Origin of the sequence: Microbispora corallina, assembly GCF_016863035.1 — a bacterium.
Lineage (GTDB): Bacteria > Actinomycetota > Actinomycetes > Streptosporangiales > Streptosporangiaceae > Microbispora > Microbispora corallina.
On record NZ_BOOC01000025.1, the window covers coordinates 103,638 to 114,654 of the forward strand.

11 protein-coding genes are annotated in these 11,017 nt (G+C 74.1%); 5 read left to right on the forward strand and 6 right to left on the reverse strand.

Annotation, left to right across the window (positions count from 1 at the left end; all coding sequences use genetic code 11):
• Positions 1-52: 52 nt before the first annotated feature.
• Complete coding sequence (locus Mco01_RS23825) at positions 53-949, reverse strand: 5'-3' exonuclease (RefSeq protein WP_204059135.1); 897 nt, start codon at positions 947-949, stop codon at positions 53-55.
• 16 nt (positions 950-965) lie between these two features.
• A complete protein-coding gene (locus Mco01_RS23830) occupies positions 966-2,207 on the reverse strand; it encodes a PP2C family protein-serine/threonine phosphatase (protein ID WP_239103869.1) in 1,242 nt (413 codons plus the stop codon).
• 241 nt (positions 2,208-2,448) lie between these two features.
• On the opposite strand from Mco01_RS23830, the gene Mco01_RS23835 reads away from it, so the two are divergent.
• From Mco01_RS23835 to Mco01_RS23845, 3 genes are all read left to right on the forward strand, one after another.
• Positions 2,449-3,573, forward strand: coding sequence for a M24 family metallopeptidase (locus Mco01_RS23835; RefSeq protein ID WP_239103870.1), 1,125 nt, complete (start codon positions 2,449-2,451; stop codon positions 3,571-3,573).
• 108 nt (positions 3,574-3,681) lie between these two features.
• Positions 3,682-4,827 (forward strand): acyl-CoA dehydrogenase family protein, encoded by a 1,146-nt coding sequence (locus Mco01_RS23840; protein WP_204059118.1) that lies wholly within the window; start codon positions 3,682-3,684, stop codon positions 4,825-4,827.
• An 83-nt stretch (positions 4,828-4,910) separates the two neighbouring features.
• Positions 4,911-5,765 (forward strand): sulfotransferase family protein, encoded by an 855-nt coding sequence (locus Mco01_RS23845; protein ID WP_204059119.1) that lies wholly within the window; start codon positions 4,911-4,913, stop codon positions 5,763-5,765.
• A 22-nt stretch (positions 5,766-5,787) separates the two neighbouring features.
• On the opposite strand, the gene Mco01_RS23850 is transcribed toward Mco01_RS23845, so the two are convergent.
• Both Mco01_RS23850 and Mco01_RS23855 read right to left on the reverse strand, forming a co-directional pair.
• Positions 5,788-6,810 (reverse strand): LacI family DNA-binding transcriptional regulator, encoded by a 1,023-nt coding sequence (locus Mco01_RS23850; RefSeq protein WP_204059120.1) that lies wholly within the window; start codon positions 6,808-6,810, stop codon positions 5,788-5,790.
• Positions 6,811-6,850: 40 nt separating this feature from the next.
• Complete coding sequence (locus Mco01_RS23855) at positions 6,851-7,630, reverse strand: sugar phosphate isomerase/epimerase family protein (protein WP_204059121.1); 780 nt, start codon at positions 7,628-7,630, stop codon at positions 6,851-6,853.
• A gap of 195 nt (positions 7,631-7,825) precedes the next feature.
• Between Mco01_RS23855 and Mco01_RS23860 the strand changes: the two genes are divergently transcribed.
• Positions 7,826-8,902, forward strand: a complete 1,077-nt coding sequence (locus Mco01_RS23860; protein WP_204059122.1) for a Gfo/Idh/MocA family protein — start codon at positions 7,826-7,828, stop codon at positions 8,900-8,902.
• A 58-nt stretch (positions 8,903-8,960) separates the two neighbouring features.
• On the opposite strand, the gene Mco01_RS23865 is transcribed toward Mco01_RS23860, so the two are convergent.
• Positions 8,961-9,581 (reverse strand): GNAT family N-acetyltransferase, encoded by a 621-nt coding sequence (locus tag Mco01_RS23865; RefSeq protein ID WP_239103871.1) that lies wholly within the window; start codon positions 9,579-9,581, stop codon positions 8,961-8,963.
• Positions 9,582-9,714: 133 nt separating this feature from the next.
• Here Mco01_RS23865 and Mco01_RS23870 point away from each other — a divergent pair, with 133 nt between their 5' ends.
• Positions 9,715-10,212, forward strand: a complete 498-nt coding sequence (locus tag Mco01_RS23870; protein ID WP_204059123.1) for an Lrp/AsnC family transcriptional regulator — start codon at positions 9,715-9,717, stop codon at positions 10,210-10,212.
• Positions 10,213-10,262: 50 nt separating this feature from the next.
• Here the strand turns inward: Mco01_RS23870 and Mco01_RS23875 are convergent.
• On the reverse strand, positions 10,263-11,017 hold a 755-nt coding region (locus Mco01_RS23875), incomplete at its 5' end, for an N-acetylglucosamine kinase (RefSeq protein ID WP_204059124.1).

Below are 11,017 nucleotides of genomic sequence, written 5' to 3' on the forward strand. Positions count from 1 at the left end.
ACCTACTCCTGGCCGTAGGTCCCGGTGGCAGGTGGTGTGAACCGATATGCGCTCAGGCGGCGGACAGGACCCCGAGGAGCCGGTTGAGGGGACCGTCGAGGCCGTAGCGGTCGGCCAGGGCGACCAGCCGCTCGGGGTCGCGGGGCTTGGCCGGGCAGGTGAGGTCGATCTCCGGGATCGGCGCGTCGTGGGCCACCCGGACGACGGCCGGGGCGACCTCCAGGTAGTCGCGGGCCGCGGCCAGCTTGGCCCGCGCCCCGGCGGGGAAGCCGTCGGCCGATCCGCTCTCCAGGGCCTCCAGCAGCCCGGCCAGCGAGCCGAACCGGGTGATCAGGGCCGCCGCGGTCTTCTCGCCGATGCCCGCGACGCCGGGGAGGCCGTCGCTCGGGTCGCCGCGCAGCGTGGCGAAGTCGGCGTAGGCCCGTCCCGGGATGCCGTACTTCTCCCGGACGAACGCCTCGTCGACCAGCTGGAGGTTCCGAATCCCCCTTACTGTGTAAAGGGCCCGGCACGGTTTGCCGTCGTCCACGAGCTGGAAGAGGTCCCGGTCGCCGGTCACGATGTCGACGGCCCCGGTCGCGCGGATCGCGAGGGTGCCGATCACGTCGTCGGCCTCGTAGCCGGGCACGCCGATCCGGGCGAAGCCCAGCGCGTCGAGGACGTCCTCGATCACGGGCACCTGCGGGACCAGTGCGTCGGGCACCGACTCCTCCTGCCCGCTCGCCACCCGGTGGGCCTTGTACGACGGGATGGCCGCCACCCGGAACGCGGGCCGCCAGTCGGCGTCCATGCAGGCCGCCAGCTCGGTGGGGGAGTGCTGCCGGATCAGCGTGGCCATCATGTCGATGAGCCCGCGGACGGCGTTGACCGGCGTCCCGTCGGGAGCGGTCACCGACTCGGGGACCCCGTAGAACGCGCGGAAGTAGAGCGACGGGGTGTCGAGAAGCATCAGCACCCGTCCATTGTCACGCCTGTCCGGTGAGGTCGCCGCCCCCTTCCGTCACCCGGACGGAGAGGAGACAGGTGTCGTCCTCGGGGTTGGGGCCGCCGATCGCCTCCACGAGCCGGTCCAGGCCCGCGTCGAGGTCGCCGTCGGCGCCGATGATCGCCCCGGCGGCGCCCTCGATCAGCGAGAGCCCCTCCTCGATGTCCCGTGTGCGCCTCTCCACCAGCCCGTCGGTGAACATCAGCAGCACGTCGCCGGGCAGGAGCCGGACGTCGGCCACCGCGTACCGCACGTCGGGGGAGGCCCCGAGGACGACACCCCGTGGCGCCGAGAGCCGGCGCGCGCCCCCGCGCCGCACCAGGATCGGCGCCGGGTGACCCGCCTGTGCCCACGTGAACAGGCGGGTTTCCGCGTCGAAATGCCCGCACACCACGGTCGCCGTGGTGTCGTCGAGCCGGTTGAGCACGAGCGCGTTGAGCCACGCGAGCAGCAGCCCGGGGGAGGCGCCCGTCATGGTGAGCCCGAGCAGCGCGTGGCGCAGCTGGGCCATCTCCGCGATGGCCGGCAGGCCGTGGCCGGACACGTCGCCGACCGCGAGGAACATGCGGCCGTCCGGCAGCGCGGCCGCCTCGTACCAGTCGCCCCCCAGCCCGGCCGGCTTGCCCGCAGGGACGTACCGCACCGCGATCCGGGCGTACGGCAGCTCGAACGAGCCTCCCGGCTCGGGCAGGACGGCCTGCCGGAGGGCGAGCGCCACGTGGCGTTCCTCGGCGGCCTTCTCCCGGGTCTCGGCGAGCACCCGCCGGGAGTCGGGCAGCCGCCACTCGGCCCACCCCATGTCGCCCAGCCGCTGGGCCTGCGCGACCAGGGAGCCGTACGCCTGCGCGAGGGGGACGCGGGCCCGCGCCCGGGACCTGACCCCACCGGCCTTGTGGGCCGGGAGAACCGCCGGGACGGTCGCCGGGAGCGCCGCCTGTGCGACGGCCTGTACGGCGGCCTGTACGGGGGCCTGGCTGTGAGCCGGGGCGTGCGCCTGGACCGGCGCGGGCGGGGTGGCCGGATCCGGGCCGCCGATGCCGGGAAGCGCGCCGGAAAGGATCTCCCCGGGCGGCCCGGCCACGACGAGGCCGTCCGGGCCGGGGGTGCCGGGGGTGCCAGTGGGGGGGAGGGTTCCGGCCGCGGCGCCCGGGGGCGCCGTGTCCGGCTCGCGGTCGTCCGCGGGGGGAAGGGGTGGCTGCGCGCCGCCCACTACGCCGACCATCTGACTCGCTCTCGACATGACCAGTGCGGATGTTTGTACGAACGGACGGTGATCGTCCTAGCGCGGAGCGTAGCAGCAGGCCCATCCGCCGGGGTGGGTTTTCTTCTCTCGTGTGGGATAAAGCGGCACCTCCAGGGGGAGTCCGTGTCGTCCCGGCGTACCCCCTTGGCGGGGAGGCGCCCCGCCTGCCACGGGAGCACCTGACTGTGCCGCGCGGCGTCCTCCTCGATAGGTTTGTCCCGTGACAACGACGTCCTACGAGCCCGGCGAGCTGTACCCGACGACCCGGCTGGCGGCCGTGCGCGAGGCCACGGCCCGGTCCGGCCTCGGCGCGCTCCTGCTGACCCCCGGCCCCGACCTTCGCTACGTCACCGGCTACGAGGCGATGCCGCTCGAACGGCTCACCTGCCTCGTGGTCCCGGCGGCGGGGGAGCCGTTCCTGATGGTGCCGCGGCTGGAGCTGCCCGCGGCGGAGCACTCGCCGGCGGCCCGCCTGGGGGTCGAGTTCACGGCCTGGGACGAGACCGACGACCCGTACGCCCAGGTGGCCCACCGGCTCGGCGCGGTCGGGCGGGTCGGCCTGGCCGACCGGATGTGGGCGCTGCAGTCGCTGCGCTTCCGCGACGCGATGCCGGGAGCGGAGCAGGTGCTGGCCGGCAGCGTGCTGCGGGAGCTGCGGATGCGCAAGTCGCCCGCCGAGGCCGCGGCGCTCGCGGAGGCCGGGGCGGCCATCGACGCCGTCCACGCCCTGGTGCCCGGACTGCTGAAGGCCGGGCGGACCGAGCGCGAGGTCGGCAAGGACATCGCCGAGGCCATCGTGGCCGCCGGGCACGCCCGCGTCGACTTCGTGATCGTCGGGTCCGGCCCGAACGGCGCGAGCCCGCACCACGAGCTGTCCGACCGGGTCATCCAGGCGGGCGAGCCGGTGGTGGTCGACATCGGCGGGACGATGCCGAGCGGCTACTGCTCCGACTCCACCCGGGTGTACTGCGTGGGCGAGCCCCCGGCCGACTTCGTCCGCTACTACGAGGTGCTCCAGCAGGCCCAGGAGGCCGCGTGCGCCCACGTGCGCCCCGGCGTGACGTGCGAGTCTGTCGACGCCGCCGCCCGCGAGGTCATCGCCGAGGCCGGGTACGGCGAGCTGTTCATCCACCGGACGGGTCACGGCATCGGCCTGGAGACCCACGAGGAGCCGTACATCGTGTCCGGCAACGCCGAGCCGATGGCCCCGGGCTTCGCGTTCTCCGTCGAGCCGGGGATCTACCAGCCGGGACGGCACGGCGCCCGCATCGAGGACATCGTCATCTGCGGCGAGACGGGCGGCGAGCGGGTCAACCACACCACGCGCGATCTCGTGGTCGTGTAGTCCGGGCCCTGTGGAGGGCGGCGAAGTTCGGGAAGAATGTCACGGCGGCCGGCGATCCCGGCCCCGTTCCCGAACAGCCGTACCCCACAGGGTAGGAGTGCACCCGCGATGAGCGTCGACCGAGTTCTGCCCACGCCCGAGGCTCGCGAGCTGCTGGAGCTCGTCCGTGAGCTGGCCGTGAAGGAGGTCGCCCCGCGGGCGGCCGCCGGCGAGGCGGCGGAGCGGTTCCCCCGCGACCTGTTCCTGCTGCTCGGCGCGTCGGGCCTGCTCGGCCTGCCGTACCCGGAGGAGCACGGCGGGGCCGGCCAGCCGTACGAGGTCTACCTGCAGGTCGTGGAGGAGCTGGCGGCGGCCTGGCTCGCGGTGGGGCTCGGGGTGTCGGTGCACACGCTGTCGTGCTTCCCGGTGGCGGCGTACGGCTCGCGGGAGCAGCGGGAGGCGCTGCTGCCCGCCATGGCCGGCGGCGACCTGCTGGGGGCGTACTGCCTGTCGGAGCCCCAGTCCGGCTCCGACGCGGCCGCGCTCAGCACGCGGGCGGTGGCCGACGGGGACGGGTACGTCGTCGACGGGGTGAAGGCGTGGACCACCCACGGCGGCGTCGCCGACTACTACACGCTGATGGCCCGCACGTCGCCCGAGGGCGCCCGCGGCGTGTCCTGCTTCCACGTCCCGGCGGGCCTGGACGGCCTGTCGTACGGGACGCCCGAGCGCAAGATGGGCATGCGGTCGTCCCCCACCGCCCAGGTGCGGTTCGACGGGGTGCGGCTCCCGGCGGACGCCCTCATCGGGTCGCCCGGGGAGGGCTTCCGCATCGCGCTCGCGGCCCTCGACGGCGGCCGGCTCGGCATCGCCGCGTGCGCGGTCGGCGTGGCCCAGGCGGCCTTCGACGTGGCGTCCGCGTACGCGCGGGAGCGGCGCCAGTTCGGCTCCCGGATCGCCGACTTCCAGGGGCTCGGCTTCATGCTGGCCGACATGGCCACCTCGATCGCCGCGGCGCGGGCGCTCTACCTCGACGCCGCCCGGCTGCGCGACGCCGGCCGGCCGTACGGGACCCGGGCGGCCATGGCCAAGCTGCTGGCCACGGACATGTGCATGCGGGTGACCACGGACGCCGTGCAGGTGCTCGGCGGGTACGGGTACGTGGAGGACTTCCCGGTCGAGCGGCACATGCGGGAGGCCAAGGTGCTCCAGATCGTCGAGGGCACCAACCAGATCCAGCGGCTCGTCATCGCCCGGTCGATCGTCCGGGAGTGACCCGGGGGCGCCCTTGCGGCGACTTCGGGAATTCCCAGCGGATGTTCACCTCCAGGCCCACCGGCCTTCCTAGGTTGCCAGCCATGCCATGGAAGAGCAGGGTCAACGCGGCCATCGAGGGGATCACCGGATACACCGTCACACGCGCGCAGGCCCGGCCGGTGCCGACACCGCCGCCGGTCGAGCCGGCCCGGCCCCCGGCGGACCCGGCGGCCGACCGGCTGCTGCGCGCGCCGGTGTTCGTGCTGTCCCCGGTGCGGTCGGGCTCGACGCTGCTCCGCGTGCTGCTGAACAGCCACTCCCGCCTCCACGCGCCGCACGAGCTGCACGTGCGGCGGATCGCCGTCACGCTGACCACCGACCCCGTACGGCAGGCCATGGCGGCGCTCGGGCACCGGACCACGGACATCGAGCACATCCTGTGGGACCGGATGCTGCACCGCGAGCTGGTCAGGAGCGGCAAGCAGGTCATCGTGGACAAGACGCCCAGCAATGTCTTCGCGCACCGGCGCATCGCGACGTGCTGGCCCGACGCCCGCTTCGTCTACCTGCTGCGCCATCCCGCCTCGATCGCGCGCTCGTGGCACGAGGCCGACCCGGTCACCCGCCCGATGGAGGAGGCGGTCCGGCTCACCGCCCAGTACATGCGCCACATGAACGAGGCGAGGCGGGCGCGCGCCGGGGTCGAGGTGCGATACGAGGCGGTGGTGGCCGACCCCGAGGGCGAGCTGCGGCGCGTCTGCGCGTTCCTCGGCGTCGGCTTCGAGCGGGACATGCTCGCGTACGGCGAGAAGGACCACGGAGACTTCGTGAAGGGCATCGGCGACTGGCGCGACAAGATCCGCAGCGGCCGCGTCCAGGAGGGCCGGCCGCTTCCCGCTCCCGAGGAGGTGCCGGAGGACCTGCGCGAGTTCTGCGCGGCCTGGGGCTACCTGTGACCCCGGCCGCGCCTCGGCGCGGTCAGCGGCGCGGGGGAGCGGTGGACCTGCGCTCCACCAGGCGGACGCCGAGCACGGTGTCCCGGCTGGTCGTCTCGGGACGGCGGACGCGCTGCACGAGGTGCCAGACGGCCTGCGCGCCGAGCAACTCCTTGTCGGAGGCGATCGTGGTGAGGGGCGGGGAGGCGTGCGCGGCCATCGCGACGTCGTCGTACCCGATCACGCTCACGTCGTCGGGCGCCCGCAGGCCCCGCTCCCGCAGGGCGTCGAGGGCGCCGATTGCCGACACGTCGTTGGCGCAGAACACCGCCGTGGGCGGCGCGGGGAGGTCGAGCAGGGCCGTCATCTGCTCGTACCCGGTGCGCGCGCTGAAGTCGCCGCGCCGCACGTACGCCGGGTCGGCGGCCAGGCCGTGCTCGGCGAGCGCCCTGAGGTACCCGGCCAGCCGCCGGGACGCCGGCACGATGTGCTCCCCGGCCGTGATGATCGCCGGCGGCGGGGCGGTGTGGCCGAGGCCGATCAGGTGACGGGTGGCGAGGTACCCGCCGGTCTCGTCGTCGTGGCGCACGTAGTCGACCGGGAGGTCGAGGACGGCGTGCTCCAGGAGGACGCAGCTCACCCCCGCGTCGAGGATCCGCGCCAGGTAGTCCCTGCTCGCGCCCACGTTCAGCACGAGCAGGCCGGCGACCTGGCCGCGCTCGACGCACAGCGGGAGCCGGTCCTCCTGCGGCTGGATGACCTCGTACGTCATCGACAGGTCGAGCTCGGCGCAGGCCTGCTGCGCGCCGTACAGGACCGGGGCGTAGTAGAGGTTGTCGGGGGAGAACAGCTCGCTCACCCAGGAGACGAAGCCGATCATGCCGGTCTCCGCCTGCTTGCGGCCCCGGGGGCGGTAGCCGAGCTCCTCGGCGGCCCGGCGGACCACCGAGCCGGTGGCGGACGACACCCAGGGCTTGCCGGCGAACACGGCCGAGGCCGTGCCGATGGAGACGCCGGCCCGCTCGGCCACCTCCTTGAGGGTGGACCGTCCCGTCATCCGCCCCATGCGCCCTCCATGGAGCACAACCTACCGGTGGCGGCGCCGGTCAGCGCGCGCCGATCCTCCTGAGGTGCTCGAAGCTGAGCGCGGCCGACTCCCTCGGGGTGAGGACGGGCCGGTCGCGCTCCACGACGAGCCACCCGCCGTACCCGTCCCGCTCCAGCGCGGACAGGTACGCGGGCAGGTCGAGCCCGGCGTCGCCCTGGCCGATCTCGGCGAAGAACCGGTCGCGCCTGCTCCAGTCCTTGAGGTGCGTGTGCACGACCCGGCCGGGGTGGGCCGCCACGACCCGGGCGGGGTCGGACCGCACGGCGGTCAGGTGGCCGGTGTCGACGCAGAGCCGCAGGTCGGGCAGGTGGCGCAGGAGCAGGTCGATCTCCTCGTGGGTCTCCACGATGGTGCCGGTGTGCGGGTGGAAGGCGACGGTCTGGCCGTTGCCCGCCGCGTGCTCGACGGCGGCCGCCAGGCTCTCGGCGAACCGGGCGTAGTCGTCGTCGAACGTCGTCCGCCGCCCGGCCTCGCCGAGCCAGCCGCCGCACACCATGATCGTGGTGATCCCCAGCCCGGCCGCGTAGTCCATCTCGGCCTTGTGCTCGCTGTCGTCCTCGATCCTCGCCGGGACGAGCGTGGCGTAGGCCGCGGCCGCCAGGTCGTGCGCGGCCAGCCGGTCGGCCACCTGCCGGGCCGGGCCGAACGAGGCGGCCCGCATCAGCTCCACGCCCTCGTAGCCGGTCGCGCGGATCTCCTCCAGCATCGTGTCGAGCTCCAGCGGGTCGCCGTCCCGGTGCCAGTCGAGCCAGGTCAGCATGTGGTGGGCGATGCGCATGCGGTCATCCCGTTCTGCTACTGAAATTTCAGTGAAAAGTCCTCCACGCACGACGCTAGGCCGAGGAATCGCGGCGCGTCAAGGTAGGAAATCTGGTGAAAAGTCCATCTTCACGAGTCCATTGACCGGTCCGTGTGGGCGGCGTAGCGTCCCAGCGGGAGTGCGCAGTTTCACTGAAATCCGAGGAGAGCGATCGTGACTTCCGACAGCACCGGCGTGGCGATCGTCGGCTGCGGCAACATCGCCGCGCGGTACGCCGCCGACCTGGCCCGCTACCCGGAGATGCGCCTGGCCGGCGCCCACGACGTCCTGCCGGAGCGGGCGGAGGCGCTCGCGGCGCCGCACGGGGGCCGGGTGTACGGCTCGCTGGAGGAGGTGGTCGCCGACGACGCGGTGGACATCGTGGTCAACCTGACCGTGCACCGGGCGCACTACGACGTGATCCGGCGCTGCCTGGAGGCCGGCAAGCACGTGCACAGCGAGAAGCCGCTGGCGCTGACGCGCGAGGAGGCGGCGGACCTGGTGGAGATCGCGGAGAGCCGGGGGCTGCGGCTGGGCTGCGCCCCCGCGACCTTCCTCGGGGAGGCCCAGCAGACCGCGCTCAAGCTGCTCAGGGAGGGCCGCGTCGGGCCGGTCCGGCTCGTCTACGCCGAGGTCAACTGGGGCAGGATCGAGGCGTGGCACCCCGAGCCGGACGGCTTCTACGCCGTGGGGCCGCTGTTCGACGTGGGGGTCTACCCGCTCACGATCGTCACCGCCGCCCTGGGCCCCGCCCGGCGGGTGACGGCGTTCGCCTCGGTCGTCCACCCCCGGCGCCGGCGCCTGGACGGGGCCGAGTTCACGATCACCACGCCCAACTACGTGGTCGCCAACGTCGAGTTCGACGGGGGTGTCCTGCTGCGTCTCACCTGCTGCTTCTACGTGGGCAACGACTCCACCCGGCAGAAGGGCCTGGAGTTCCACGGGGACGACGGCTCGCTGCTGCTGGAGAGCTGGCACGACTTCGACCCGCCGCTGGAGGTCCGGGCGCCGGGACGCGACCCCGAGGCGATCCCGTTGCTGCGGGAGCCGTACCGGGGGGTCGAGTGGGGCCGCGCCGTGCGCGACCTGGCCGCCGCGATCCGCGAGGGCCGCCCCCACCGGGCCACCGGCCGCCAGGCCGCGCACGTCGTGGAGATCCTCTGCGCGGCCAAGGAGTCGTACGAGAGCGGGAAGCCGGTCGACCTGACGTCGGACTTCACCCCGCCCGCGCCGATGGACTGGGCCGTCTGACGCCCTCCCGCCGGCCTGGGGCTCCCGGCCCCCGGCGGGCGGGCGGCCGGGAGGTCCGTCAGCGGAGGGTCAGCGCGTACTCCACCTGGGGGATCGGGTGGCCGTCGCCGAAGTCGTGGCCCCGGACCGCGCCCGACTCGGCGAAGCCGCACTTGGCGTAGAAGCGGCGCGACCGGGGGGTGTCGCGCAGCGTCCACAGGTGCACCCGCCGGACGCCGCTCTCCCGCATTTCGTCCAGGGTGGCGGTCATCAGCGCGCCCGCGACGCCGCTTCCCCAGCCGTCCGGGTGCGCGTAGAAGCCGAAGATCTCCGCCGACTCCGGCGCCGCCGGCGGTGAGCCGAAGTAGGAGAAGGCCAGCGGCCGCCCCCCGGCCGCGGCCAGCAGGACCGTGCCGCCCGTGCCGCCCGTGCCGCCCGTGCCGCCCGTGCCGCCCGTGCCGCCCGTGCCGCCCGTGTCCCCGGCCGTGTCCCCGGCCGTGTCCCCGCCTGGATCGCTGTCTGGGCTCCCGGCCGCGGCGAGCACGTCGTGCCACTTGCCGCGCCGGTGGCGGACCGCCTCCGCGAAGAACCGCGGGGCGAAGAAGCCGGCGTACGCCGCCTTCCACGACTCGGCGTGGATCTCGCCCACGACGTCCCCGTCGCCGGCGGCCGCCGGGAACACAGTGAGGTCTCCCGTCATGGAGATCACCGTACCCCTGTTGCGAAGTCTCAGTAAATGCAAATAAGTCGCAATACTGTCCCGGAATGGATGGAATCATGCCGTGACCCGCAACGAACCCGAGCCGGTCCGCCGCGCCGCTACCGTTGCAGGGGTGGAGGAGATCGATCGCCGAATCGTCACCCTGCTGGCGAGGGACGGCCGGATGAGCTTCACCGACCTGGCCAAGGAGACCGGCCTGTCCGTGTCCGCGGTGCACCAGCGGGTCCGCAGGCTGGAGAAACGCGGGGTCATCCAGGGTTATTCGGCGCTCGTCGACTACGACGAGATCGGCCTCCCGCTGACCGCGTTCGTCTCGATCAAGCCGAACGACCCGGCCGCGCCCGACGACGCGCCCGAGCGGCTGAGCCACCTCAGCGCCATCGAGGCCTGCCACAGCGTGGCGGGCGACGAGAGCTACATCCTCAAGGTCAGGGTCGCCTCGCCGCTCGCGCTGGAGGAGCTGCTCCAGCAGATCCGTGCGTCCGCGCACGTCAGCACTCGGACGACGGTCGTGCTGAGCACGCCGTACGACTACCGGTCGCCGGCGGTCGCGCCGGAGCCGGAGGCGGACGCCCTCGGTCCCGGCGCGGCCGCGGCCGGTCAGGAATGAGCCCTCCCGGCACGGGGAGGGCGTGAATCTTTCAGCGGATGCGGGGGAGATCAGCCCGCGGGAGCGGTCAGCATCTCCTCGCCGGGACCGGGGTCCGTGCTCGGCTCCGGGGTGAAGTGGGCCCGGACCCGCGCGTACGCGTCGGGGGCGGCGCCGAACCGGTCGAGCCCGAGCAGGGCGGCCCCCACGATGGGCGGGACGTCGGCGACGACGAGCCGGGCCGCCGGCGCCTCCCGCGCGTACCGCTCCTCGACGAGCGACGTCAGCAGCGGGTCGCCCGAGGTGAGCACGCCGCCGCCGAGCACGACCTCGCAGGGCTCGCCCAGCAGGCCGATGCGCCGCATCGCGACGACGCCGAGCACCACGACCTCCTCGGCCTGCCGCTCCACCAGCGACCGGGCGACCGCGTCGCCCGCCCCCGCCGCGGCGAGCAGGGGCGGCACCAGGGTGTGCAGCCGGTCCACCCGCAGCTCGCCGAGGTGCAGCCCGATCACCACGTCCTCCACCGTCGGCCGGGCGAAGCACGAGCGGACGACGTCCACCAGGGCCGTCGCCGGCCCCCGTCCGTCCTCGGCCCGCATGGCGTGCCACAGGGCCTCCTCGCCCAGGTGGTAGCCGCCGCCCCAGTCGCCGCTGAGCCGCCCGAGGGCGGGGAACCTGGCCACCTCGCCCGTGGGGGAGACGCCCACCGCGTTGATGCCCGCGCCGCACACGACGGCGACCCCCCAGGGCGCCTCGGCGCCCGCCCGCAGCAGGGCGAAGGTGTCGTTGCCCACGGCCACGGTCCCGCCGTACCGGCGGGCGA